The sequence below is a fragment of the Pantoea osteomyelitidis genome (assembly GCF_044342975.1).
GTDB lineage: Bacteria > Pseudomonadota > Gammaproteobacteria > Enterobacterales > Enterobacteriaceae > Pantoea > Pantoea osteomyelitidis.
Genome location: NZ_JBGFSN010000004.1, coordinates 761981 through 785368, shown reverse-complemented (window position 1 = coordinate 785368; position 23388 = coordinate 761981). Strand labels below are relative to the sequence as shown.

At 49.7% G+C, this 23388-nt stretch carries 26 protein-coding genes and 1 pseudogene; 11 read left to right on the top strand and 16 right to left on the bottom strand.

The window, feature by feature from the left end; genetic code table 11:
- Positions 1-2: 2 nt before the first annotated feature.
- The 3 genes from ABU178_RS08805 to ABU178_RS08795 are packed head-to-tail and all read right to left on the bottom strand — an operon-like array spanning position 3 to position 3085.
- Positions 3-1517, bottom strand: coding sequence for a sugar ABC transporter ATP-binding protein (locus tag ABU178_RS08805; RefSeq protein ID WP_397213913.1), 1515 nt, complete (start codon positions 1515-1517; stop codon positions 3-5).
- Complete coding sequence (locus ABU178_RS08800) at positions 1517-2131, bottom strand: DUF2291 family protein (protein WP_397213911.1); 615 nt, start codon at positions 2129-2131, stop codon at positions 1517-1519. Before ABU178_RS08800 ends, ABU178_RS08805 begins: the two co-directional genes overlap by 1 nt.
- 12 nt (positions 2132-2143) lie before the next feature.
- Positions 2144-3085, bottom strand: a complete 942-nt coding sequence (locus ABU178_RS08795) for a D-ribose ABC transporter substrate-binding protein (protein WP_397213909.1) — start codon at positions 3083-3085, stop codon at positions 2144-2146.
- A 185-nt stretch (positions 3086-3270) separates the two neighbouring features.
- Between ABU178_RS08795 and ABU178_RS08790 the strand changes: the two genes are divergently transcribed.
- On the top strand, positions 3271-4221 hold the full coding sequence (locus ABU178_RS08790) for a sugar-binding transcriptional regulator (protein ID WP_397213907.1): 951 nt from the start codon (positions 3271-3273) through the stop codon (positions 4219-4221).
- Between the two features lie 82 nt (positions 4222-4303).
- Here the strand turns inward: ABU178_RS08790 and emtA are convergent, their stop codons facing one another.
- Complete coding sequence (gene emtA, locus ABU178_RS08785; protein ID WP_397213905.1) at positions 4304-4930, bottom strand: membrane-bound lytic murein transglycosylase EmtA; 627 nt, start codon at positions 4928-4930, stop codon at positions 4304-4306.
- 170 nt (positions 4931-5100) lie between these two features.
- Here emtA and ldcA point away from each other — a divergent pair, with 170 nt between their 5' ends.
- Together ldcA and ABU178_RS08775 are read left to right on the top strand one after the other, a co-directional pair.
- On the top strand, positions 5101-6024 hold the full coding sequence (gene ldcA / locus ABU178_RS08780) for a muramoyltetrapeptide carboxypeptidase (protein ID WP_397213903.1): 924 nt from the start codon (positions 5101-5103) through the stop codon (positions 6022-6024).
- 26 nt (positions 6025-6050) lie between these two features.
- A complete protein-coding gene (locus ABU178_RS08775) occupies positions 6051-6713 on the top strand; it encodes an MBL fold metallo-hydrolase (protein ID WP_397213901.1) in 663 nt (220 codons plus the stop codon).
- Here the strand turns inward: ABU178_RS08775 and ABU178_RS08770 are convergent, their stop codons facing one another.
- The 4 genes from ABU178_RS08770 to ABU178_RS08755 form a co-directional block, all read right to left on the bottom strand.
- A complete protein-coding gene (locus ABU178_RS08770; RefSeq protein WP_397213899.1) occupies positions 6714-7127 on the bottom strand; it encodes a GNAT family N-acetyltransferase in 414 nt (137 codons plus the stop codon).
- Between the two features lie 21 nt (positions 7128-7148).
- Complete coding sequence (locus ABU178_RS08765; RefSeq protein ID WP_397213897.1) at positions 7149-7532, bottom strand: hypothetical protein; 384 nt, start codon at positions 7530-7532, stop codon at positions 7149-7151.
- 114 nt (positions 7533-7646) lie between these two features.
- On the bottom strand, positions 7647-7871 hold the full coding sequence (locus ABU178_RS08760; RefSeq protein ID WP_397213895.1) for a YgdI/YgdR family lipoprotein: 225 nt from the start codon (positions 7869-7871) through the stop codon (positions 7647-7649).
- Between the two features lie 193 nt (positions 7872-8064).
- On the bottom strand, positions 8065-8244 hold the full coding sequence (locus tag ABU178_RS08755; protein WP_397213893.1) for a hypothetical protein: 180 nt from the start codon (positions 8242-8244) through the stop codon (positions 8065-8067).
- 214 nt (positions 8245-8458) lie between these two features.
- Between ABU178_RS08755 and ABU178_RS08750 the strand changes: the two genes are divergently transcribed.
- Together ABU178_RS08750 and ABU178_RS08745 are read left to right on the top strand one after the other, a co-directional pair.
- On the top strand, positions 8459-8788 hold the full coding sequence (locus ABU178_RS08750) for a hypothetical protein (protein WP_397213891.1): 330 nt from the start codon (positions 8459-8461) through the stop codon (positions 8786-8788).
- A gap of 62 nt (positions 8789-8850) precedes the next feature.
- On the top strand, positions 8851-9405 hold the full coding sequence (locus ABU178_RS08745) for a hypothetical protein (RefSeq protein WP_397213889.1): 555 nt from the start codon (positions 8851-8853) through the stop codon (positions 9403-9405).
- A gap of 38 nt (positions 9406-9443) precedes the next feature.
- Here the strand turns inward: ABU178_RS08745 and ABU178_RS08740 are convergent, their stop codons facing one another.
- Complete coding sequence (locus ABU178_RS08740; RefSeq protein WP_397213887.1) at positions 9444-9659, bottom strand: DUF2767 family protein; 216 nt, start codon at positions 9657-9659, stop codon at positions 9444-9446.
- Between the two features lie 140 nt (positions 9660-9799).
- On the opposite strand from ABU178_RS08740, the gene ABU178_RS08735 reads away from it, so the two are divergent.
- Positions 9800-9967 (top strand): hypothetical protein, encoded by a 168-nt coding sequence (locus tag ABU178_RS08735; protein ID WP_397213885.1) that lies wholly within the window; start codon positions 9800-9802, stop codon positions 9965-9967.
- Positions 9968-10090: 123 nt separating this feature from the next.
- Positions 10091-10339 carry a glycine zipper domain-containing protein gene (locus tag ABU178_RS08730; RefSeq protein WP_397213883.1) on the top strand — a complete coding sequence of 83 codons (249 nt, stop codon included), beginning with the start codon at positions 10091-10093 and terminating at the stop codon, positions 10337-10339.
- Positions 10340-10388: 49 nt separating this feature from the next.
- Here ABU178_RS08730 and umuC read toward each other — a convergent pair whose 3' ends face one another.
- The 3 genes from umuC to mqo all read right to left on the bottom strand — a co-directional run bounded on the left by umuC (position 10389) and on the right by mqo (position 13997).
- Positions 10389-11651 carry a translesion error-prone DNA polymerase V subunit UmuC gene (gene umuC / locus ABU178_RS08725; RefSeq protein WP_397213882.1) on the bottom strand — a complete coding sequence of 421 codons (1263 nt, stop codon included), beginning with the start codon at positions 11649-11651 and terminating at the stop codon, positions 10389-10391.
- A 3-nt stretch (positions 11652-11654) separates the two neighbouring features.
- Positions 11655-12074 carry a translesion error-prone DNA polymerase V autoproteolytic subunit gene (locus tag ABU178_RS08720; RefSeq protein ID WP_397213880.1) on the bottom strand — a complete coding sequence of 140 codons (420 nt, stop codon included), beginning with the start codon at positions 12072-12074 and terminating at the stop codon, positions 11655-11657.
- A gap of 267 nt (positions 12075-12341) precedes the next feature.
- Complete coding sequence (mqo, locus tag ABU178_RS08715; protein WP_397213878.1) at positions 12342-13997, bottom strand: malate dehydrogenase (quinone); 1656 nt, start codon at positions 13995-13997, stop codon at positions 12342-12344.
- A 233-nt stretch (positions 13998-14230) separates the two neighbouring features.
- Here mqo and ABU178_RS08710 point away from each other — a divergent pair, with 233 nt between their 5' ends.
- The 4 genes from ABU178_RS08710 (at position 14231) to ABU178_RS08695 (ending at position 18658) form a co-directional block, all read left to right on the top strand.
- Positions 14231-14404, top strand: coding sequence for a hypothetical protein (locus ABU178_RS08710; protein ID WP_397213876.1), 174 nt, complete (start codon positions 14231-14233; stop codon positions 14402-14404).
- Positions 14405-15559: 1155 nt separating this feature from the next.
- The gene (locus ABU178_RS08705; RefSeq protein ID WP_397213874.1) at positions 15560-15964 is read left to right on the top strand and encodes a GFA family protein; all 405 of its coding nucleotides are present in this window, start codon (positions 15560-15562) and stop codon (positions 15962-15964) included.
- A 583-nt stretch (positions 15965-16547) separates the two neighbouring features.
- Positions 16548-17798 carry an oligosaccharide flippase family protein gene (locus ABU178_RS08700; RefSeq protein ID WP_397213872.1) on the top strand — a complete coding sequence of 417 codons (1251 nt, stop codon included), beginning with the start codon at positions 16548-16550 and terminating at the stop codon, positions 17796-17798.
- Positions 17795-18658 (top strand): ATP-grasp fold amidoligase family protein, encoded by an 864-nt coding sequence (locus ABU178_RS08695; RefSeq protein WP_397213870.1) that lies wholly within the window; start codon positions 17795-17797, stop codon positions 18656-18658. Before ABU178_RS08700 ends, ABU178_RS08695 begins: the two co-directional genes overlap by 4 nt.
- A 324-nt stretch (positions 18659-18982) precedes the next feature.
- On the opposite strand, the pseudogene ABU178_RS08690 reads toward ABU178_RS08695, so the two are convergent.
- The 4 genes and pseudogenes from ABU178_RS08690 to ABU178_RS08675 form a co-directional block, all read right to left on the bottom strand.
- Positions 18983-19144 (bottom strand): annotated as a pseudogene (locus tag ABU178_RS08690) (NADP-dependent isocitrate dehydrogenase); the annotation flags it as partial.
- A 483-nt stretch (positions 19145-19627) separates the two neighbouring features.
- Positions 19628-20266: a TetR/AcrR family transcriptional regulator gene (locus ABU178_RS08685; protein ID WP_397213868.1), complete on the bottom strand. Its 639-nt coding sequence runs from the start codon at positions 20264-20266 to the stop codon at positions 19628-19630.
- A 761-nt stretch (positions 20267-21027) separates the two neighbouring features.
- The gene (locus tag ABU178_RS08680; RefSeq protein WP_397213867.1) at positions 21028-22098 is read right to left on the bottom strand and encodes a zinc-dependent alcohol dehydrogenase family protein; all 1071 of its coding nucleotides are present in this window, start codon (positions 22096-22098) and stop codon (positions 21028-21030) included.
- A gap of 622 nt (positions 22099-22720) precedes the next feature.
- Entirely contained in the window at positions 22721-23176 is a 456-nt protein-coding gene (locus tag ABU178_RS08675; protein ID WP_397213865.1) for a GNAT family N-acetyltransferase, read from the bottom strand.
- Positions 23177-23388 lie beyond the last annotated feature (212 nt).

Below are 23388 nucleotides of genomic sequence, written 5' to 3'. Positions count from 1 at the left end.
CTTCAGAACCCCTGTGCGCTTGCTTTAACCAGCGCTGCCTCTTCCGCCGCTTCACGCGGAAGGTCAGCTGTAAGTTTGCCGCCGGACATCACCAGAATGCGGTCTGATACTGCCATGATCTCTTTCAGATCGGAGGTAGAAAACAGCACCGCAATCCCCTGCTCCGAGAGCTGCACCATCATGCGAAACACCTCTGCTTTTGCCCCGACGTCAATGCCGCGGCTCGGCTCATCCAGCAGCAGCAGGCGCGGATTGGTCAGCAGCGAACGGCCAATCACCACTTTTTGTTGATTGCCGCCGCTCAGGGCGTTGATCGCCACCTCCGGTGAAGAAACCTTGATTGCCAGATTGCCTACTGTGTTCGCCACCGCCTGCTGCTCCGCCTGTTCGCCGATGGCGAACCGGTACGATAAACGACGCCAGAGGCTGGCGATGGTGAGATTACTGGCGACCGACGACACCGGAAAAATCCCGGCGCGCTTGCGATCTTCCGGCACCAGGCTCATGCCCATGCGGATACGCTCAGCAGGCGGCAGCCGCGCCGGTACCGGCTTGCTGTCGAGCCAGATTTTGCCGAGGTAATTACGCTGACTGCCAAGCAGACACTCAAACAACTCGGTGCGTCCGGCGCCCATCAGGCCGTAAATACCGACGATCTCCCCGGCGCGCACCTGAAAGCTGACATCATTGACCACCGTGTTGCCGTTGGGGCTGACGCAGGTGATATGTTCCGCCTCCAGCACCGGCGCGCCAAACTCACGGCCGGAAGGCAGGAAATTACTGACCGGCTCGCTGCCGAGCATTTCACGCACGATCCAGGGCACGTCAATCTCGTTGACCTTCGCCTCTGCCTGAAAGCGACCGTCGCGCAGAATGGTGATGACGTCACCAATCGCCATCAGCTCCTCCAGCCGGTGAGAGATATAAATCAGGGTAACGCCCTGGCTGGTAAGCTCACGGATAACGCGAAACAGAATCTCCACTTCGGTTTTACTCAGCGCCGAGGTGGGTTCGTCGAGGATCAGGATGTCGGCATCCTCCGCCAGCGCTTTGGCGATCTCCACCAGCTGCTGCTGCCCCACCTTGAGATTGGCGACCAGTTCTTTGGGCGAAATCGGCTGATCGAGGCGCTGCATCAGAGCGGCGGTGCGCCGTATCTGCTCCGCTTCGTTGATCGGCATCAGCCCTTTTTGCAGCTCGCGGCCAAGAAAGATGTTTTCCGCCACCGAAAGGTTCTCAAACAGGTTCAGCTCTTGATGCACCATGCCAATCCCCAGCCGGGCCGCATCGCGCGTGCTGCTCAGCGCCACTTTTTCACCGTTGAGGAAAATCTCTCCGCTGGTTGGCTGCTGTACGCCAGCCAGGATTTTCATCAGCGTCGATTTGCCCGCACCGTTTTCACCGATGATTACATTCACCTTGCCGCGCCAGACGCGATAATCGATACGGTCAAGCGCCAGGGTGCCGGGAAAAAGCATCGACACCTGTTGCGTATGCAGAATAATTTCGTCGCGCATCAGGGGTTCCCCTGCGTCAGGCTGACAGCGACCACGTCCTGAACGCTGTTATGGCCCATGGTCACCGCCAGCAGCGCCTGGGCATTTTTATTCACCCAGCTGGCATCCAGCGGCGGCAGTTGCTTCACCGCGTGCCGGTTCAGCGCCCGGGTCAGCTGCGCGTATTGCACCTGATTGGTAAACTGCTCAAAGCGAAACCCCGCCGCATCGCGAATCGCATTGCTGCGCAACACTGGCCCGACAAGGACCTTCACCGGCTCGCCGTTAATGGTCATGGTCAGGCTGCGCTCGCGGCTGTTGCTCTCATCAAAAGCGCTCACCGTCCCGCTCGCCTGCACGAAAACGCTTTCGCTGCCGCCCGCTTTCACCGTGGCGCTTTTGGTTTTCATATCCGCCCAGCTCATTCCTTTCTGCCGGGCGGGATCCATCACTTTGCTCTGCCAGTTGGATTCGGCAATTTGCTGTGGCGTCTGGCTGCTGAAGCTCGCTTTCGCATTGGGATCTTTCGGCAAAATCGGGTTGCCGTCGGCGTCCAGATCCACCACCGTGCAGCCGCTCAGCAGCAGCACGACGACTGCCGTGATTAACCTGTTTCCCGCTCGCGTTGCCTTCATGCCCCCTCCGCCCTATTTCGCCAGGTTGAAGTTTTTCAGCTTCGACGCGTTGCTTTCATCGATCAGCACGCAGTCCATCAGCTGCTTCTCTTCTTTCTGCGCTTTGCCGTGCGTCAGGTAGGAATCCGCCTGCACCACCGCCATCTGCGCCTGATCCCAGCCGGGTTGCAGCACGGTGGCCTTGATATTGCCTTTATTGAGGATCGAGTCGCGCGTGTAATCGCTGCCGTCAAATCCCACCACAATCACATTGCTTTTACCGGCTGCCTTCAGCGCCGCTTCCGCGCCCAGCGCCATGGTGTCGTTGCCGGAGATGACGCCGACGATATTGGGATTTTTCTGCAGCATGGTTTCCATCCGGCTGAAGGCCTCGGTCTGGCTCCAGTTCGCGCTCTGCTGCGCCACCATCTTCATGTCGGGATAGTCATCCAGCACGTCGTGATAGCCCTGCGAACGCACGCCTGCGTTGGTGTCGGACTCTTTGCCCAGCAGCTCGACATAATCTCCTTTGCCGCCCAGCAGTTTGGCGAACTTCTCTGCACCAAGCTGTGCGCCCTGATAGTTGTTGGAAACGATCTGCGCCACTGCAATGCCGGTTTTGTTAATTTCACGATCGATGAGAAAAGTGGGGATTCCGGCGTCCTTCGCTTTCTGCACCGGCCCGACCGTGGCATCGGCCCCGGCGTTATCCAGAATGATCGCTTTCGCCTTGCGAGCGATGGCGGTTTCAATCAGTTGGTTCTGCTTGTTCACATCGTCATCGTGGGACGCCACCAGCGTGGTGTAGCCAAGCGCTTTGGCCTTCTCCAGCGCGCCATCGGCTTCTGCTTTAAAGAACGGGTTATCGTGTGACGGGGTAATAATGGCCAGCAAACCTTTTTCCGCAGCGAGGGCGGATCCGGAGAGCGCTAACAGCGAGGCCAGCAGGGTAATTTTTACGAGGTAAGGCTTCATTGATTATTCTCCGCTTGAATAAATATTCAAATGCGATTTTATATGCATAATGACTATGCGCCTGTGAATCAGCCGCGTCCAATGGCAGATCGTGGAAAAGCGAAAACGATCACAAATTGACCTGCGTTGTTATTTCACCCGCGCTGGTTAACAATACCGGGCAGAATCAGAGAGGGAAAAAAACCATGGCAAAACAGGATGAACAGCGGCTGATGGTGAAAATCGCCACCCTTTATTACGCCGAAGGCAGGAAACAATCGGAGATCGCGCAGCTGCTGAAACTGTCGCAATCTTTTGTTTCACGCATTCTGAACCGCTGCGTGAAAGAGGGTGTGGTGAAGATTAGCGTGGTCCAGCCCGCGACGATTTTTCCGCAGCTGGAAAAAGAGATCGAGCAGGCTTATCAGATTTCTCAGGCGATTGTGGTGGATGTGCCGGAAAACGCCTCCGCGAGTCAGATCAAGCAGGCGATCGGCTCGGCGGCGGCGCATTATCTGGAAACGCGCCTGCGCGCCGACGAGTTGATCGGCATCTCCTCCTGGAGCGGCACTATCCGCGCCATGGTCGACGCCCTGCATCCGCTGAGCGCCCCCTGCCGCGGCGTGATTCAGCTGCTGGGCGGCGTCGGGGCGAACGGCAATGTGCAGGCGACCATTCTGACGCAGAATCTGGCGGCGCTGCTGGGCTGCCCGGCCTGGCTGCTGCCATCGCAGTCGATTGAGCGTTCGGTGGATGAGCGTCAGCGGCTGTCAGCGAACGCCGAGGTGGCGGAGGTGTTGCAAAAGTTTGAAGAGGTGGATTTGGCGATCGTCGGCATTGGCGATCTGGAGCCGTCGCCGCTGCTGCGCAACTCCGGCAATTATTATGATGAGGAGATGCTGCGCACGCTGGCGCGGCGCGGCGCGGTGGGCGATATCTGTCTGCACTATTTTGACGCCGACGGTCAGCCGGTATTGCGGCCGGAGGAGGATCCGGTGATCGGCATGGAGCTGGCGCAGGTGAAACGCTGCCCGCAGGTAGTGGCACTGGCGGGCGGGGAAGAGAAAGCCAACGCCATTCGCGGCGCGCTGCGCGGTGGCTATGTGAAGGTGCTGATTGTGGATTATCCTACTGCACGGGCCTTGCTGGAGGGATAAGCGGGCTTCCGCTCCGCTGACACCGGGGCGGCAAACGTATTCAACCTGGCGGGCCGTGCTCTGCCCCTCAAACCCGACGCGGTTAAATCGTCCTGTAGGCCGTGGTCACTTTCCACAGATAGCGCGGTGCCTGAGCCGCCGGGTGTTTTTCCTGCACATGATGATAAAACTCATCCGGCGTCATGGCGTTAATCATCGCGATGGCGCGGTCGCGGTCGCGCGCGAAGGTGCGCAGCAACGCGCCGGCGCCGTTGGCATAAGAAACAATGGTGGCGTAACGCAGGGTCAGCGGATCGCGAATGCCTGCCAGGGCAGAATCCTGTAACAGCTTGATATAGGCGGTGCCGATATCGATATTTTTCGCCGGATCGCGCAGCTCGCTGTTGGAAGGCTGGCCGTGGCGTCCCCGCACGCGCCAGACTTCGCGCCCGGCGGTGGAAGCCTTGATCTGCATCAGGCCAACGGCGTTAGAGCGGCTCACTACCGTGGGATTTCCGCCGGATTCCACGCTGATAATGGCGCTGATCAGCTTCTCATCAACGCCGTAATGACTGGCGGCATCCTCGGTAAACAACGACCAGGCATCATTCACATTTGACGGCGGCGCCTGCGTCAGCGGCGTATTTTTTTGCGTGGCAACGTTTGTTGTCGGTTCACTGGCACAGCCAGCCAGCAACAGGGCTGAGAGCACAAGCAATCGAATTTTCAATCAGTTAACTTCCCGGAAAGTAGTCGGCGCATGACATCATACCGGGTCCGTTTTCCGGGAAAATGACCAAAAATCTGAATTTTATAAAAAACATGGCGAAGCCGTGACTTCAGCTACGCTTTTCTTCATTATCGGGCCAGCATGAAGCACGCCAACAGCAGGAAAAAGTTATGGTCGAACCCCGTACGATACGTCTGATTGCGCCATCAGGTTACTGTCACAATCAGCCCGCCGCGCAGCGTGGCGTGGCGCGCCTGCAGGCCGAGGGGCATCAGCTGCAAAACCTTACGGCCATTACCCGCCGTTTTCAGCGTTTCGCCGGTGATGACGCCGAACGTCTGGCGGATATTAACGATTTGGCGTCGCTTCCCGTTCTGCCGGATGTGGTTCTGGCGGTGCGCGGCGGCTACGGCGCCAGCCGTCTGCTGGACCGCATCGATTACATAGCGCTACAGCGCCGCCTGCTTAATCAGCCCGTCGCGCTGTGCGGACACAGCGACTTTACCGCCATCCAGTTGGCGCTGCTGGCGCAAACCGGCCTGATCACCTTCAGCGCGCCGATGCTGGCAGGAAATTTCGGCGCCGGGATTTTATCTGAATTTACCGCAGGTCACTTTTGGCAGGCGCTGACATCACCTACAGTCACTATCAGCTGGCAAAGCCAGACGACGGATAGCGGTGAATGGAAAGGCACGCTGTGGGGCGGCAATCTGGCGATGATCTGCTCGTTGATTGGCACCCCGTGGCTGCCGCAGTTTGAAGACGGTATTCTGGTGATTGAAGATGTTAACGAACACCCCTTCCGCATCGAGCGCATGTTGATACAGCTACAGCAGAGCGGGATACTTGCCCGTCAGCGCGCGGTGATTACCGGTAGCTTCACCAGCACTGCGCTCTCTGACTATGATAATGGCTTTGATTTTTCCACCGTATGGCAGCGCCTGCGCGACGCCTGCCAGCTCCCGGTCATCACCGATCTGGCATTCGGACATGACGCCGAAACCGTGACGCTGCCGCTGGGCGCCAGCGCCCGACTTCAGGTCACGGAAGGCGACGCGCGCATAAGCATAACCGGACATCCCACGCTGCGTTAATGGCCTGGGGCCGCAGGAGATCGACAATGAAGCCGCTGTATGACGATCTGTGGATCTCTACGCCTGAATTTCCGGTGGAAGACACCGTGAACGATTTGATGATGCACGGCTTTATGCTGCGCCATCCCCGCGGCAATCTGTTGATTGGCCGGGTAGAAAATCCGCTGGACCAGGAAGTGCTGGCTGATGCCGGCGGCGTGATCCGCCATTATTTAACCCACTGGCATGAAGCCGCGCCCGGCGCGCTGGCGATCCAGCAGCGTTTTAACAGCGGGCTTTATTGCCATGCGCGCGCGCTGGGTCCCGTCAGTCAGGTTCTGGAGCCCGATGACGTTTTCACCGCTGAAGAGGTGCATTTCGGCGATTTTTACCTGTTGCCGACGCCCGGTCACACTCCTGGCAGCTGCAGCTACCTTTATCATTCCCCGCTGGGGAAGTGCTATCTGTTTGTCGGCGACACGGTGACGCGCGCCCACGACAGCTGGATTACCGTGCTGGTGCCGGACAGTAATCTCAGCGAGCTTGAGCAGTCGCTCAATTTCTATCGCACCCTGCGTCCTGACGTGATTCTGATGACCACCACGCGCGGACACCTCTCCTGGCAAACGGTTACTCTGCCGGAATGGCTGGCCGCCATTGATGAAGCGGAGCAGTCGCCGCTGGATTTGCGCCAGCGGCCGATTTTCTGACTACAGCGTTTTGCTCAGATAGTGGCGCTGATGATGGCGCGGGTAGTGATCAAGGCTGAAACGCAGGCTGTAGCCCAGCTTTTCATAGAACGGACGCGCCTGAAAGCTGGCAGTATCGACCTGCGCGTAGAGACAGCCGCGTTGCCGCGCCTCCTGTTCCGCCGCCAGCATCAGCTGGCTACCCACTCCTTTGCCACGCAGCGCGTCGCTCACCCAAAGCATATCGATGCGCAGCCAGTTGCCGCTGGTGGAGCCGGTCAGTCCTGCCAGCTTCTTGCCCCGCTCATCCGTAACAAACACGCCGATCGACTTCATCTCGTCGATGTTAATGAATTTACTGTTAAAGGCATTCAGGCCAAGGCGGACCTCATCCAGATCCTGATGCGTCAGATTATCCGTCACGTTCAGTTGCATAGCGTCTCCGGGGGCTGAGGATTAAGAAGCGTCGTGCTGGCTGGCGTCGTAACGTTCCAGCGGCATTACGCTGTTATCACGCATCTCCGTGCGGCTACAGGGCAGCAGCTCTTCGCTACCGCTGTAGACAAAAAATATTTCACCGCTGTTTTTGTTAGCGATTAACTGATCGCCATTGCGGAAACGGGTAATGGCAATCTTATCGCCGTCATCAAGGCGGGTGCGTTTCTGTCCGGCAGCCACCTGGAAGTGATGCTGCGGCCACATCAGGGTGCTGAGTCCGTAAGCCGCGCGTGACACCGTCATGGTGGGGCGGCCCGGACAGTTGATCTGAAATTCGGTTTCGCTGTGGGCAGGTGCAATCTGGCAAGCCAGCAGGCCAACGGCAATAACAGTCGCCTTCATTGGGGTCTCCGCTGAGGTTTTATTATGATTTCGTTGGGGTTTTCGCTGTCAGCTTAACACAGGATTGTCGGGAAGAAAGGAAAACGGGCCGACGAGGCTGCCAGCCCGGAACAATCATTCTCCAACCGAAGACATCTCTTTAATTTCGTTACGGTTGATCTGCTGTTCGTTGCCATAGATATCTTTGTAGGAAATCATGCCGGTATCTTCATCCACCACCGGCTTGCCGACCGTCACAATGGTGTGGCCGTCATGGGTGTGCATGATATGGTCATTCGCACACCCGGCCAGCAGCAGACCGAGTGACAATGTGGAAGCCAGCATCAGCGTCTTTTTCATCTTTCCTCCTTGGGTTAGCTCTCTAACAGGTGTAGCACAGCCTCAGCCGTTTGAATCCAGGAATGTTCCCCGAGCGATGGGACTTATCGCGTTGGATAGCGTGCCCGAGCGGGGAAATGAATCGTTAAGAGGGGCTAAACAAGGAAGCATCGCATCCTGCGATGCCGGAGGTCACGTTCGGGCGGGCGTTGCTTTATTCTGCCGCTACTTCTGCGGCGACCAACATCAACGCCACACCAGCATCTTCTGGATCGAATTTTTGCATAACCTCATGAATCGAGGCCACGCAGGCCATCACCTGCTGCTTTTTTTCTGGTTCAAGCTTCTCAATCGCATGACGAATAATCATTAGACTGGCTTCTTCTTCTTTCATTATTTATCCCTTCTTTTGCTTACCTGGCGCACAACACTGGCAAGAATACCGTTTATCAGCTATGAAAGTCACTCCCTGACATTCCTGTTGCTTAACCTTTGAACAAAAGCCAAATGGGAACTCACCCCGGACCTGCTATGATCAAGGTATCATTGACGTTTGACAGAAAAATTAGCGCCACTGAAAACCCAGGGAATGAATCAGGTACAGGATAATGTTGCGACTCTTTTCTATCGTTTTGATTTTGCTGCTCGCTGGTTGCAGTTCAGCGCCCAAAGGCGTCACCTGCCCCGGTGAAGTCGCGACTATTTACGGTCAGTCTTTGGGTTCTACCCAAGGGCGCATTTACGATCTGGTGCGCTCTTTTTCCGTCAGCCGCGATGAGGTGAAGGTGGAAAGCGGGACGCTTACTTCCCTCGACCGTTTCAGATATATCCCCTCTGCCGTTACGCGCGAAGGCTATTACGCCCAGCGTCTTTCCGATAAGCAGTTTCGCCTGATTAATCCTTATCAGAACACCATGATCACCTGGACATGTCCGTAACAGATGATTCTTGTCGCCAGATGGTTTACTGTCGGGATAGGTAAAGTGACAGGGATCACGTGATGGAAAAAAGTCTGGATAACAACGGCTATATCGATTTCCCTTTCCCGGCTACAACCAATGCCGACGGATCGGTGAATCCCGGCGGCATCGATCTGACGCTGGAAACCGCCCGGATAGAAGAGATCGCCGTTTGCCGCCATGCCGCCAATCTGCGTCGTCTGCTGGAAGAGGTGAATTTACAGGAAGGCATGTTTATGACGCTGGCCTGTGACTGGCAACAGCGCCCGGACGCCGTGTGCGGATTCCTTGATGTCGCCATCCGTCCTGAATTTCCCGCCGCGCTGAAAGCCGGAGTGCTGGAGCTGGATCGCGCTTTCTGGTGCTACCTTGGCGAGCAGGAAACCGAGCACAACATAGCTGCCGATGCGCTGGTCAACTACGCCCGCTCGGTGCTTGACTGGAGTTACTCGCCGCTGCGCCTGCGCCAGCAGTCGTATGAGAAGGTGACCATTCAGTTTTATTGCCAGCAGGCGGAAGATGCAGAATGGTGTTTCGATCATCTGCGTCATTTTCTGGTCAGCTGGTATCCCGCCTGGCGCACTGCGCAAACCTGAGCGGCCAGCCGGAGAAAAGAGGAACCGGGCCGGGCCGGTTATGAGGCGTCAGGTTTTACCAGACGAATGGCATGTTCCAGCATGCGCTGTTCGTCCCGTTCGCTGTGGGCGCGCTGCAGGCGCGTACGCTTCAGCAGGCTGGTAATCTCGGCCCGTTTGGTCTCATGACCGCACTCAGCCAGCACAATCACGGCATCGCCTATTACCCGGCACACTTCATCGTAATCGTCTTCATTCAGAATATCGCGTTTCATTTTTTCTCCTGTGTGTGGATAAAGCGGCGTCAACATGAGCATTCATACACCCAGCCATGGGAAACAGTAGACAGGATTCTCCGCCGCCGCAATTCGCCAATACGCTAAAATCTGACCACTCATCGCCATCCGGGAGCCTTATGAAACAGATCGTAATGATTTTGCTTTCCGTATTAAGCGCCGCGTCACTTTCCGCCTGCGCACCGCGTGCTCAACAGGGCGGAGCCGCTCCGCAGCCCGCGCCTGGCGGGCAACAGCCGCCAGTTGCGCCCGGCGGCAGCGGCCCGGTCGGCCAGCCGCAATCGTAAATGGACTCTCGCCCGCCCACCCCCGGAGCGGGCTTTTTTTCACCGCTTTCTCCTCTTGCTCCGGCAGCCTGGCCGCACTTTGCTATGCTTTTAATTAACTTTCAAAAAGCGAAGGAGATAATGATGTACGGAAAAGCTGAAGATAAATTGAAAGAAGCCGCTGGCGCAGCACAGGAAACCTGGGGCGATGCTACTGATTCACCCGATCACAAAGTGAAAGGTGCTGCACGTAAATATTCCGCACAGGCGGGTTACGCGGCGCGTGACGTTGCTGACACCGTGAAAGATCAGGTGCAGGCCAACCCGTTTGCCGGTCTGGCCGTTGCAGCCGGTGTGGGTGTGTTTATCGGCTATCTGTTAGGCCGTAAATAAGCCTGACACTGCGCCACAAAACAGGGGAGCCGCTCCCCTGTTTGTTTTTTCACTTCACCACCAGCAGGTCTGAATACCTTGTGGTATAAGCCGGAGAAAGCATCTCCCGCTTCATCGCCCAGCTTTGCTGAATCCCCTGCCCGGCAAACCATAACTTTCCGTTTCCGCTCTGGTTAACCTGGTCCATCACGCACATCAACGCCTCGCTGTTGGCCTGCGGCTTAACGTCATCGAACAGCTCGAACTGCGCCACGCCCCGGCTGAAAAAGTCGCCTAAAATGACCCCGGCTTTCATGTAGCGATGCCCTGCTATCCAGATACGATCCAGCGCCTCTGTCGCCACGCGAATAATATCGCGCGTGTCATTAGAGGGCGTCAGCAGTTTTCCCGTCGCCTGGTTGGCGTACAGATCCTCTCCTGCCGCATGGGGACTGGTGCGCAGGAAAACGGCGATCTGCCGACAGTACTGTTTTTCCTGCCGGAGCTTTTCCGCTGCCCTTTCGGCATAGGCGCAGACCGCCTGATGCAGTTCCTGATAGTCGGTGATGCGATAGCTGAATGAGCGGCTACAGACAATTTGCTGTTTGGCTGGCGAAAACTCTTCCAGTCCCAGGCAGGACTCGCCACGCAGCTCGCGCAGGGTGCGCTCCAGCACCACGTTAAAATGCTTACGGATAATCCACGCGCTCTGCTCAGCCAGATCTTTTGCCGTGAAGATCCCCATCAGATTGAGCTTCTGGCTGATGCGGCGGCCCACGCCCCACACCTCTTCCACCGGCACCAGGCTCATCAGCCTGCGCTGACGGTCAACGTTTGACAGATCCACTACCCCGCCCGTGCCGGGCCAACGCTTGGCGGCATAGTTAGCCAGCTTGGCCAGCGTCTTGGTCTGAGCAATGCCGACCCCAACGCTTAGCCCGGTATCCTTTAATATCCGGGTTCTGACCTGTTGCCCGAATGTTTCCAGCGGCACGCAGCGGCTGACGCCGGTGAGGTTCAGAAAGGCTTCGTCGATAGAGTAGATCTCTACTGCGGGCGACATCTCCTCCAGCGTTATCATCACCCTGTGGCTCATATCCGCGTACAGGGTGTAATTGGAACTGAAGACCTGAACCCGGTGGCGGCGCAGCTCATCCCTTAACTTAAAATAAGGCGCGCCCATGGCGATGCCGAGCCGTTTGGCTTCCGGGCTGCGCGAGATAACGCATCCGTCGTTGTTGGACAGCACAACGATTGGTCGGCCATTAAGATCGGGCCGGAATACTGCCTCGCAGGAGGCATAAAAGCTGTTTACATCCACAAGGGCAAACATGCGCTAATTTATCGCTTTAATCACAAAGTTCACCACGCCAAAAATTTCCAGCGCATCTTCACTGCTGATTAAAATGGGCGAATACGCGCTGTTCATCGGCACCAGGCTGACGCGCGGATGCAGTTGCAGACGCTTTACGGTGAATTCCCCTTCGACCGCGGCAACAACAATGTTGCCATGCACCGGCGTGAGCGAGCGATCCACCACCAGCATATCGCCATCGCTGATGCCGGCGTCAATCATTGAGTCACCGCTGACCCTGACAAAATAGGTGGCGCTGGGATGCTGGATAAGCAGCTTATTGAGATCGATCTGCTGCTCAATGTAATCCTGAGCGGGAGAAGGAAAACCGCATGGCACAAGCTCTGTGAACAACGGCAGTTGCAGTGCGGCACGAATTTCTGCTGGTCTGATGAATTCCATAACAAACGACCTGATGAATTTACTGTATATATTTACAGTAATATCAAATGCTAATAATGATCAAGCGTAGCGGCAGGAAAAATTTGTAAAGGGATTGATAGTGAAGGCAATTTTATTTTGCGAAAAAAATTATGTGAAATTAACAGCTTGCTTAATCGCCGCTGCGCAGTGGATAGGGGCGGAAAGCAGACAGCGATCGGGTGTCAGCCATAAAATAAAAAAGCCCTCGACGTTAAACGGCGGGGGCTTTTTCGTTAAGCAAAATGCTTACAGGGCCATATCATGCTGAGCGTTTTCAGCGTGTTTCGCCTGCTGAGGCTGAGCCTCTGGCGCTTTCTGCTCGCGGTTTTGCATCTGAATCACCGGCGGTTTGGTCAGCTGCAGCGTCGCAGCCGTTTCGTCCCATACCTGCTGAGTGAGCGAAACGTTGCCGTTCAGCTTCTGACCATAGCTCGGTACGATGGCGCGGATTTTGCTCTGCCACTCCGGCGAGTTAAACTGCTCCGGAAACAGCTTTTTCATCACGTTAATGGAGATAGGTGCCGCGGTAGAGGCGCCCGGCGAGGCACCCAGCAGCGCAGCCAGCGTTTTCTGCTGATCGGTCACGATTTCCGTTCCCAGCTTCAGCACACCGCCTTTCTCTGCATCTTTCTTGATGATCTGTACGCGCTGACCCGCCTGAATCAGTTTCCAGTCCTCTTTACGTGCTGACGGATAGTACGCTTTCAGCGCCTCGAAACGATCTTCATCGCTTAACATCACCTGACCAATCAGGTATTTCACCAGATCGAAGTTATCCAGGCCCACATCGGTCATCGGGATCACGTTTTTGGTGGTGGTGGTGCTCAGCAGATCAAAGAACGACCCGTTTTTCAGGAACTTGGTGGAGAAAGTCGCGAAAGGTCCAAACAGCACCACGCGCTTACCGTCCAGGAAACGGGCATCCAGATGCGGTACCGACATCGGCGGCGCGCCGACCGAAGCCTGTCCGTAAACCTTCTCGGCATGCTGACGGGTAATCTCCGGATTCTCTGTTACCAGGAAGGAGCCGCCGACCGGGAAGCCTGCATAGTTATCCGCTTCCGGAATGCCGGTTTTCTGCAGCAGCTTCAGCGCGCCGCCGCCTGCGCCGATAAAGACATATTTCGCATCAACCGCGTGCGTTTTACCGCTTTTCACATCAGTAATGGTCACATGCCAGGAGTTGTCGCTGTTGCGTTTGAAGTCGGTCGCTTCCGCAGAGGTTTCCAGTCTGAAGTTGTCGTTGGTCTTCAGGCTGCCCACCAGCTGACGGGTGATCTCGCCGTAGTTAACGTCAGTACCCACCGGCGTCCAGGTGGCAGCCACTTTCTGCTGCGGATCGCGTCCTGCGATAACCAGCGGCGCCCACTGCTTGATCTGATTCTGATCGGTAGAGAATTTCATGCCCTGGAACAGCGTGGTTTGCTGCAGTGCCGCATAGCGTTTGGTCAGGAAATCGACGTTTTTATCACCCCAGACAAAACTCATGTGCGGCGTGGAGTTGATAAAAGAGTGTGGATTCTGCAACACGCCGCGCTTAACCTGCGATGACCAGAACTGACGCGAAATCATGAAGGACTCATTGATCTCAAGCGCTTTGCTGACATCAATAGAACCGTCCGGACGTTCCGGCGTGTAGTTCAGCTCCATGTTGGCGGAGTGGCCGGTACCGGCGTTGTTCCAGCCGTTAGAAGATTCGAGCGCGACGCCATCCAGCTTTTCAACCATCAGCTGTTTCCAGTCGGGCTGGAGTTCTTCCAGTAATGTACCCAGAGAGGCGCTCATAATACCGCCGCCAATCAACAGGACGTCGGTCTTTTCGGTGTCTTCGGCATGTGCAAGTGAACTGACAAGCATTGCGATGAGAGATAAAGCGGGAACGAACTTACTTGCTTGTGACATGTTAGTAATTACTATGAACAATATTTGAAAAAATGAAGGTTTATTTTAACCAGATAGTTAACAATTTAAAGCATTTTTTTACTATAAATTAATGTACTCAACAATTAAGCGTAATTTGATTCAAATTAAATATTGCAAATTATTTCTGTTTCTGAAAGGAATGATCAGACGAGGGAGGGAAGATGACAGTCTGACTGTTGCCTGAGCGCTGTCATCTTTATGGTATTGACGTTATGGATATTAACGAAGGCGATACCATCAGCGCCGTGATGGCGGCGGCGCAACAGGTAATCGTGGTAAAGGATTCCACAAAATTTGGACGTAAAGGATGCAACGTGATGCTTCCCGTCGAAGAAATCGACATCGCCATTGCCGACAGAGACGCGCCGAATAAGGCAATTGAGTAGCTGAAAGCAAAAGGGAAAAACCTTATTGTGGCCTGAACGGATCCCTGAAGAGGCTCATTTAAAAGACGTGAAATGACCGCCTGCCCGGATTGGATTGCTGGTCTCTAAAGAAAATGAAACCGCTGCCGATAAAGAACTTATCTGGAAGATAACCTGACTCCCAGGTTGTGGTTTAGCGACCCTCCAGAATTCAAAATGATTCACTTACCGGCCTTGCGCCGGTTTTTTTATGTTTCTGCCTCCTGCAAATGCTTAAGGCAGAAGCCTCAAGCACCCGCCACAATACTATATAACAGCCCTAATTAAACCAATTAAACAAGAGAATCAAATTCGTCAGGCAACGATATAAATAATACTATAACTAACGTTCAGGGAATTATTGCCACATTCCCCGCTCGCTTTAATTATATTTTTTCTTAAGTGAGCTTATTACTTGTTTACATCGCCAATATACCTGTCAGGGAATTATCAATGATGGCAAAACCACTCTGCAGGTAAAGCAGCATAATGCTCAGGTAATTTCCGTTTTTGAAATTAGCGGAAATGTCGATGTAGATCTGACTTTTAGCGATACTGAAGAGGGTTTTGAAGCAGAAGGAAGTGTTCAGGGCAGTCAGGATTTGGCGATAAAAATAAAAGGAAGATATATTTCAGAACTGGTGTAGCCAAGCTCTTTTATGACTCAACATGCCTCGGGCAAAACTGTATGCCTGTCTGGCCTCGGGGCTTTTTTATCTGTGTTAACCTTTACCTTATTAAATACTTTCCTTTTAAACACGCCGGGCAGTGATTTGATATTGTCACTAAACGGGTTCGCTATGGATATGATATCTCAGCGTGAGGTATCGAAAGCTGGATAAGCATTTAATCCGCGCGTTCCAGCTTCATTTTCGCCAGCAAAATTTTGATAGAAGCAGAGTTAAAGTCCGGGGTCCGGCAGGTTGAATCATTGTTTAATGCAAATGTATCGAATCGTTCTGGTTGCATCATCGACCAGGTTGTAAGATACCCTTATCCGGTCAGACTGGAACCAATAAGGCCTTCCCTGCTTATTCGACTCGTTCAGGCACCAGCTGCATACAAAGCGCTGAAGCTGTAGGAGGGTCACAAGCAGATGAAATGCTAATGCCAGCGAACAAACCTAAGGAGATTGCCATGCCAGATAAATTGTCTGCTCAATGCCATTGTGGCGCTGTGGTTTTTAATGTCGAACTCGTTAACGGATTTGAAACTGTCCGCCGCTGTAATTGTTCATTTTGCCGTATGCGTGGCGCCGTGGTTGTATCAGCCACTAAAATTGATGTAATAAAAGGAAAAGATAAGCTTACTGAGTATCGCTTTAATACCAGAGAAGTTGCTCATCACTTCTGTTCAGTATGCGGTATCTACACATTCCATCAAAGTCGTTCTAATCCTGAACAATATGGTGTCAATGTCGCCTGTATAGAAGAGGTATCGCCATTTGACTTTGCCTCTGTAAAGGTAACGGATGGGGTTAATCATCCCAAAGACGGCGGCGTGGGCGGTGTGGCAGGTTACCTGTCCTATATACCTAAGTAGCTGATAGCAGATAATTACCGGGCTGTTTACTTCTGCGCTCGGTAAAACGTCTGTTTTAACAAATAGTCTTTCATGTTCGCGACATCACACTTTTAAACATAACATAATGTGGCTCTGTCAGCCGCTGCCGATAAATATTATGTGGACGGGGGAGCGCGACCAGCCAACACCAGGGCCAAACCTGCCGCCTCCCCCGTTGGGACATTCGATAAAACACGCTATGGATAAGCAGCCCAGCGCATGCACCTGACAGGGCGTTAATGATGCGCGTTCTCTCTTCGCTTTTTACGATGAATGCATGTACAGGCCATACTGGCGCCACCCAACAAAAAACCAATGATTACTGTTCCATTTTCCGCATTATCTGACCATAAACATTAATTATAAGTGGAATCATTATTCGAAAAAGCTTGCCACTAATCTGATTCATTAAAAAAGGCCTTCACTATTTTTATATAAACAGTCACACTATCAACTTAATAAAAATGAATGTATAAAACAATAAATAATGGCGAGTGTTTATTTAGATAGATCATAAATCAAAGATAATAACATCAAAAACCATCTGTATGTGAGAAATAAAATGTACTCTAACGCAATATGGATCATGCTAGAAAAGTCAGTCAATATTATTGGGTTGATATACATTAATTCCCTCATGGCAAAGTACATTGGGCCTGATAACTTTGGTAAAATAAACATTTCAACCTCGATTTTTATATTCGTGCAAACATTATCATGGTTTGGCGGGCAGAGCATTATATTTAAACGCATGAGCGAAAATACAAAGTCTGGAATCGCAATGGCGATGCACACTCAAAATCAACGCCGTGTTTTCTTTCTCCTGTCATCAAGCCTGGTTTTAATTTATCTGTATTTTTTTACTGATTTAATTGTATTCTTATTTGGTGTAGCCAACTGTGTTGCCACATATTATATTGTGATGGACTTCTTTTCCATTTACAATAACACTCAATTAAAATCAAAGATAAATACAATAACAAATGTAATCGGGCTGTCTGTTGCTCTGTTGATAAGATTCTACATATCATACTTTAAAATGCCAGTTTACTACTTCACAATACCCATCATCGTAATTCCTCTCATACCTTACATCATGCGCCTCATTTACTTTAAATATACAACCAGAATAAAAGAAAATAGTAAGGGCGGCGAGATATATAACCGATACATGTTATATACCGGAGGGGCGTTAATTTTATCAAGTTTATCAGCAGACATATACACTCAGATATCTGGTATTTTTTTGGCGAAAATACTTTCCTACTCTAATCTGGGGATTTATAGCGTAGCGTTAACAATAGGAAGCGCCTGGTCATTTATTGTGCTGTCATTAATAACCAGTTTCTTCTCAAAGATATATAGTGAAAAAAATCAAATCACCATTGATAAATTACTCATTAAAATCAATCGGATTGCAATCCTGCTATCTCTTATTGCTTTAGGCGGATTCTACCTTTTTGGCAATTTTTTTATACACTTATTATATGGCGATAAGTATATGGCTTCGGTCAATATAATTCCCATAATAATTATTGGCACAATGTTCTCTTCATTAGGAACAATTTGTTATAGATATATGATAAAAGAATCTGGATACAGTTATCTGGCTAAAAAAATGTTTTTATGCTGTGTATTAACAATACCATTATCTTGGGTAATGATTAATGCATTCGGGATTAATGGCGCTGCATATTGTTTTTTGATTGTAGAGGTTTTATCTTGCACCTTACTTAATTACTTCTTCAAGAATAAAACAATCATCAAAATGCACCTCAACATTTTCAAACCGAGAGAGTTTAAGTTAAAATGATAAAACAAACAGTTAAATCAGCGCTAAAAATCAGCGCTAACATCTTCCCTAAGTCTTGTGCTAAAGCTCATTATTTTATTAAATTCAAGAAAAAACTAGACTTAACAAACCCTACCAATCTTAATGAAAAAATACAGTGGCTTAAGTTCAACGAACTGAATAATGCTATTTACACATTGTGCGCTGATAAATATAAGGTCAGGGAGTATGTTTCATCTAAAGGATGTGGTGAAATCCTTAATGAACTATACGGAGTGTATGATGATCCACAAGATATTGACTATGATGTATTACCCGAAAGGTTTGCACTTAAATGCAATCATGGAGCAGGTTATAATATAATATGTAATAATAAATCATCAATAGATATTGAAGAAACAAACAAACAATTAACTAAGTGGTTACGGCAGGATTTCTCTTCACTTTTTATTGAGCCGCAGTATAAAAAAATAGAAAGAAAAATTTTATGTGAAAAATATATTGAGAATGAAAGCGGCGGTTTCCCTGACGATTATAAGTTTTACTGCTTTAATGGAAAACCATACGCGGTAATGGTTTGCAAAGGGCGAGAAAAAGGAACGCCTAAATTTTATTATTTTGATATGAACTGGAATCCTCTTCCTTTCGAGGATACGATAGAGTTAATAAATAAAAATGATTACCCAGAAATGCCTGATGGTTTTAATAAAATGAAAGGCTATGCTATGAAATTAGCTTCTGATTTTAAATTTGTCCGGGCTGATTTCTATCTGCTAAATAGTAACGTTATTTTTGGTGAACTGACGTTTACCCCTTCAGCGGGACTGGATGTCACCTTACAGGAAGCAGATATTATTTTAGGAAGCCAGTTAAAATTATAGTTTGAAAAGCAATAAATATACTTAGTATTGGAGCAGGAAACTGCGTTACTACTTATTCTGTAAAACAGAATAATTTCAGGTAATAAGCAACGATTGATGATAACCCTAACATATAACCATGACCACCATCGCTCATGGATATGTGAATGTTATTATGCTGTTAAATTTATAGATGATGACAGAGGCAAGGAGTGGACTGTAATTGCGGTCTGAATTGGCTCATATTTTGTACAGTTTTATAAAGGGGATTTACATAAGAAATTTTACGAAGCGAGAACACTCCGGCGTTGAGAGGCAAAACCGGAGTGTTCTCTTTGACGTTGATTACATATTTTCGATAATCGCGTCACCATACTCTGAAAATTCCAGCAGCTTAGCGCCATCCATCAGACGTTCGAAATCGTAGGTCATGTTTTTGGCAGCGATAGCGCCTTCCGTGCCTTTCACGATCAGGTCATCCGCTTCGAACCAATCCATATGACGCAGCGTTATATTCGTATCCGCTGTGTATCTCTCTGTTTATAAAACGATTTAACCGAAAAACCGCAATCAAACCATACCAACTAGCTACATCGTAACCATCTGATTTTGATGGAGTATTGTTAGGTTTGATAACTGATTTCACATGGTTAGATCCAACTTTAACTTCAATCATAATAGCTCCCCTCGCTGCTGCAATTGAGGCGATCAACAGCGAAGGGATTTTAAATCGTGCTGTGTTTTCAATTAGAATAGATAACGCTGATGTTAGTATTTGCAACTAACAAGTAATTTCACTGCCAATGTGCTTTCAGGTAAGGGGCCAGAAATTTGAATAAGGTACGCATATCTTTAATTGAGAAACTGGAAAACATCTTTTGAAAATCCGTCCTTTATCGACCCAACCGCATAAGGCCATGCCGTCCTCGCATTCGAGCACAACCATTGTCCTTTTTCTTTTTCGACGCCGAACAATTGTGCCCACTTCAATCATGTTGATGCCTTAACTGATAAATTCTTGTCATCAACACATGTGTTTAAAAGCACGGATCTGATAATAAACTCGTTACTCTTTCTAAGTTCTTCAATATTTGGCTGAATTTTTCCATAAACACGCATCCCTTCCAGCATCATAAAAATATTCAGTGCCATTACTCTCGCCTCTTCATCCTGACGAAAGACTTGCTGTGCCTGTCCTTTGCTTAATATGTTTTCTAATTGCTTTATTATATTGGTAAATTTATAAACAACTTTGCCTTTGACCTCTTCATCACCGGGTAAGAGCTCGCTGGCGGCAGCTATGGTAAAGCAGCCTTTCTCTCCTTCAGGAGCTGATGACAACAGAGCCACAAATTCGAGTGTTTCACGCAATGCAGCTTCTGGCGATAAATTCGCTTCACGTTCCCCCCCTCTGGAAACGCCTTCATCCATATATTGCTGCAAGGCTGCAAGGTAGATAGCTCGCTTATCCGGATAAAGTTTATAAATACTGGCGCTTGCCAGGCCTGATGCTTTCATAAGATCAGACATAGACGTTGCCCGATATCCTTTCTGCCAGAAGCATTCCAGCGCAGTGTCAAGAAAGTCTTTCGGGTCGAATTCTCTGGGTCTGCCAGCAGATGCTTTCATTCGATTCTCCTGTAATGAATCTCAATTGTAGATCGGTTGCTCTACAATTGAAAGCACCTGTACAAGATCAGCTTGCAAACTCAACCTTGCTGCCCCGTGTTGATCAAAACACGACAATAACATGTCAGCTTTTCGCTCTCAGACGACACTACTACCTCACATACGGACAGGTTAGTGCCAAAAGTGGACGTAGTGCTGTGGATTAATACGGGTGTTATGGTAAGTCCGGGTAATCCACAGGTTGCCCCGGAAATGAAGCTAAAGCGGTGAAATGGCTTCTACCACATGATGGAAAACGTAGGGATCGGAAAGTAGTTCAAAATAATTTATTGCGACAGAACAATATTCATCCCGCCCTGTAAGTCCGCTTTTCGCTCATAGCAGACTATGAGTCTGTGCCAGGTTGCTTAATGCCAGACGCTGAAGTAGCAAATCACAGGTTAACTAACGTGTGATGAAATTATGCTTAAATGGCGTATTGGTTATAAATATCTGTACTAACCGCCCGCTATTTATCTTCGTGCGTAGCCATGCACGCACGCAGGCATCATCAGGGACGTTTTTCATGATACATACAGGGAAAGATGCCGGAAACGGTCCGCTGGCGGCCGAAATGCGCTGAGGTTCTCACCGGGGGTGCGGCCAACGGATGTTATGGCAAATCACCTTTAGACTTTTTAGGATAAATTATGTGGCATCGCAATATGTTTGATAAGCAAATGCAGTTGCGATGCCACAAATTTTATTTCTCAATCTTTGCATCAGAAGTCGATTATAACCTTCATCGCATTCTCTTCAGCCGCATGTTTAAAAACATCGTATGCTTTTTCAAGATTATCGAAACTGAAGTGGTGAGTGACAAGTTTTTTTGTTGGAAGCTTTCCGGAACAACATGATTTTATTAACATGTCTGTAGTGTTGGCGTTAACAAGACCCGTGGTAATGGTTAGATTTTTAATCCAAAGTTTGTCTATCGAAAATTTCACAGGTTTACCATGTACGCCAACATTTGCTAAATGCCCGCCTTCTTTGACAATATTTTGGCAAATGTTCCACGTTGGCTCGATGCCAACGGCTTCAATTGCACAATCCACCCCTCTTTGCTGAGTAAGGTCCATCACTTTTTTGATAGCATCTTCTTTTGCTGAATTTATTACCTCTGTTGCTCCCATATCTTTAGCCATTTTCAAACGGTTTTCATCCATGTCGATCATAATTATTTGAGATGGAGAATAAAGTAACGCTGTCAGCAAGCACCCCATTCCAACAGGTCCTGCGCCAACTATTGCGACAGAATCACCCGGTTTAATTGATCCGTTTTGAACACCTATTTCATGTGCTGTTGGAAGAGCATCTGAAAGCAAAACTCCGGAATCATCGTCCAGACTTTCCGGTAATAAATAAAGGGAGTTATCTGCAAAAGGTGTCCTTACGAACTCGGCTTGTGTACCATCAATCATATAACCCATTATCCAACCGCCTCCATTTCTGCAGTGGGAATAGAGTTGCTTTTGACAGTTTTCACAGGTGCCACAACGACTTATACAAGATATGATTACCTTATCACCTTTTTTGAAGTTTTTTACTGCTGATCCCACTTCTTCAATTATGCCAACCCCTTCATGACCTAATATCCGACCATTAAAAATCCCGTTCTTATTTTTTGAGCTTTCTTCTATTTCCGGGTTTTTTCCTTTTAATATTCCTAAGTCTGTTCCACAGATGGTTGTTTTAGTCATGCGTATAACAGCATCGTTAGGATTTATAATTTCCGGTTTTGGTCGTTCTTCAAACCGAATATCGTTTTCTCCATAATAAACCATAGCTTTCATATTATGCATCCTGTGTTGGACGAACTATGTTGAACGAACTCTGTTGAACAAAAATTGAACATTAATCTAGCAGTTTTCCGCAAGGTGGCTTGTTTGTTTTGTGCTTATTTTTTGTAGAGGAAGCAGGGAAAGGTAGATGATGGGCATCGGGTTAAGGAATTTTTGAGATCCATTTGATCTCGCCGTAATCCTTTGCTCTGAAAACGAAAAACCACCTGGGAGGTGGTTTTTCGAAGGTTAAGTCAGTTGGGGAACTGCTTAACCTGATAACTGGCTATCGCAGAGCGCAGATACCTAATACAGTCCTTGCAGTGTAGACGCACTCAGGCAATCACTTCAATACTTCCGTATCTAAAACTCTGCAAAACCACAAACCAGTATCCTGATAGTTCTCTACATTACTTACGGTCAGAAGTTTCTGCTCAATAGAAAGAAATCACCCGTTAAGCTTAAACTGCTTAACGTAGGATAATTTCCGAATTCCAAGCGGACCCCTATTAACTAAAACTGTCAAAATCTGTTCAGGACACAGCTAAGTCCGTTCTGTGCCAGAAGCGGACTTTGATACGCGGTTTTGATGCTGGAGATGAGCCTGGCAAGCTTATATTAAGTAAATTTCATGTCAGCTTTGCAATGACTTCGCGAAACATACAGCCTCTTCCCGTCCTACGTATGGCCCGTAATTCTCGATGCGTATGTATCCGTTTTTCTTATAAAAATTTACGGCTCTTTGGTTAACATGACGGGTTTCAAGCCATAGTTCGTCATATCCCAAACTCTTCGCGGATGCTTCCAGAAAAGTAAGTAAAGCATTACCAATGCCGGGAGAGCTTCGGTCCGAATACATCCTTTTGAGTTCAGCTATGTTTTCTGTTAACGGTCGAATAGCTCCGCATCCTATCGCATTACCCTTGCGGTCCTTTGCCAACGCCCAAAGAGCTCTTTCTTCATCCATTGAAGTAATGGTGAAAGTGCTTTTGCCACTATCACCAGTAATAGAAGCGAGCTCTGCTGACAGTTTTTCTATTAAATAACGAGAATCTGGAGAAAGCGGATCTGATTTCTCTACTGTTATCATGCCAGTATCCTTTCAATAGTCTTTGTCAGGCTGGAAACAAATGATGATAAAGACATTATCCATCAAGTGGTAATGCTAAGAAGATAGTTTGCAGCATACTAGCTTAAACGGATATGACTTTACGTCTGCTTTTCGCTCAAAGCAGACCTTTCCCTGCTCGCATGTCCGTTTTGTGCCAGAAGCGGACTCTGACACGTTGAAACAGCAAACGC

Bases quoted from the DNA above. Each gene is read 5' to 3' on its own strand.
- ABU178_RS08700 (WP_397213872.1), top strand. From the start codon at position 16,548: ATGTACTCTAACGCAATATGGATCATGCTAGAAAAGTCAGTCAATATT.
- ABU178_RS08720 (WP_397213880.1), bottom strand. From the start codon at position 12,074: ATGGAATTCATCAGACCAGCAGAAATTCGTGCCGCACTGCAACTGCCG.
- ldcA (WP_397213903.1), top strand. From the start codon at position 5,101: ATGGTCGAACCCCGTACGATACGTCTGATTGCGCCATCAGGTTACTGT.
- ABU178_RS08675 (WP_397213865.1), bottom strand. From the start codon at position 23,176: ATGATAACAGTAGAGAAATCAGATCCGCTTTCTCCAGATTCTCGTTAT.
- ABU178_RS08705 (WP_397213874.1), top strand. From the start codon at position 15,560: ATGCCAGATAAATTGTCTGCTCAATGCCATTGTGGCGCTGTGGTTTTT.
- ABU178_RS08750 (WP_397213891.1), top strand. From the start codon at position 8,459: ATGTTGCGACTCTTTTCTATCGTTTTGATTTTGCTGCTCGCTGGTTGC.
- ABU178_RS08765 (WP_397213897.1), bottom strand. From the start codon at position 7,532: ATGAAGGCGACTGTTATTGCCGTTGGCCTGCTGGCTTGCCAGATTGCA.
- ABU178_RS08775 (WP_397213901.1), top strand. From the start codon at position 6,051: ATGAAGCCGCTGTATGACGATCTGTGGATCTCTACGCCTGAATTTCCG.
- ABU178_RS08695 (WP_397213870.1), top strand. From the start codon at position 17,795: ATGATAAAACAAACAGTTAAATCAGCGCTAAAAATCAGCGCTAACATC.
- ABU178_RS08740 (WP_397213887.1), bottom strand. From the start codon at position 9,659: ATGAAACGCGATATTCTGAATGAAGACGATTACGATGAAGTGTGCCGG.
- umuC (WP_397213882.1), bottom strand. From the start codon at position 11,651: ATGTTTGCCCTTGTGGATGTAAACAGCTTTTATGCCTCCTGCGAGGCA.
- ABU178_RS08795 (WP_397213909.1), bottom strand. From the start codon at position 3,085: ATGAAGCCTTACCTCGTAAAAATTACCCTGCTGGCCTCGCTGTTAGCG.
- mqo (WP_397213878.1), bottom strand. From the start codon at position 13,997: ATGTCACAAGCAAGTAAGTTCGTTCCCGCTTTATCTCTCATCGCAATG.
- ABU178_RS08755 (WP_397213893.1), bottom strand. From the start codon at position 8,244: ATGAAAGAAGAAGAAGCCAGTCTAATGATTATTCGTCATGCGATTGAG.
- ABU178_RS08685 (WP_397213868.1), bottom strand. From the start codon at position 20,266: ATGAAAGCATCTGCTGGCAGACCCAGAGAATTCGACCCGAAAGACTTT.
- ABU178_RS08735 (WP_397213885.1), top strand. From the start codon at position 9,800: ATGAAACAGATCGTAATGATTTTGCTTTCCGTATTAAGCGCCGCGTCA.
- ABU178_RS08730 (WP_397213883.1), top strand. From the start codon at position 10,091: ATGTACGGAAAAGCTGAAGATAAATTGAAAGAAGCCGCTGGCGCAGCA.
- ABU178_RS08710 (WP_397213876.1), top strand. From the start codon at position 14,231: ATGGATATTAACGAAGGCGATACCATCAGCGCCGTGATGGCGGCGGCG.
- ABU178_RS08760 (WP_397213895.1), bottom strand. From the start codon at position 7,871: ATGAAAAAGACGCTGATGCTGGCTTCCACATTGTCACTCGGTCTGCTG.
- ABU178_RS08745 (WP_397213889.1), top strand. From the start codon at position 8,851: ATGGAAAAAAGTCTGGATAACAACGGCTATATCGATTTCCCTTTCCCG.
- ABU178_RS08680 (WP_397213867.1), bottom strand. From the start codon at position 22,098: ATGAAAGCTATGGTTTATTATGGAGAAAACGATATTCGGTTTGAAGAA.
- ABU178_RS08805 (WP_397213913.1), bottom strand. From the start codon at position 1,517: ATGCGCGACGAAATTATTCTGCATACGCAACAGGTGTCGATGCTTTTT.
- ABU178_RS08800 (WP_397213911.1), bottom strand. From the start codon at position 2,131: ATGAAGGCAACGCGAGCGGGAAACAGGTTAATCACGGCAGTCGTCGTG.
- ABU178_RS08770 (WP_397213899.1), bottom strand. From the start codon at position 7,127: ATGCAACTGAACGTGACGGATAATCTGACGCATCAGGATCTGGATGAG.
- ABU178_RS08790 (WP_397213907.1), top strand. From the start codon at position 3,271: ATGGCAAAACAGGATGAACAGCGGCTGATGGTGAAAATCGCCACCCTT.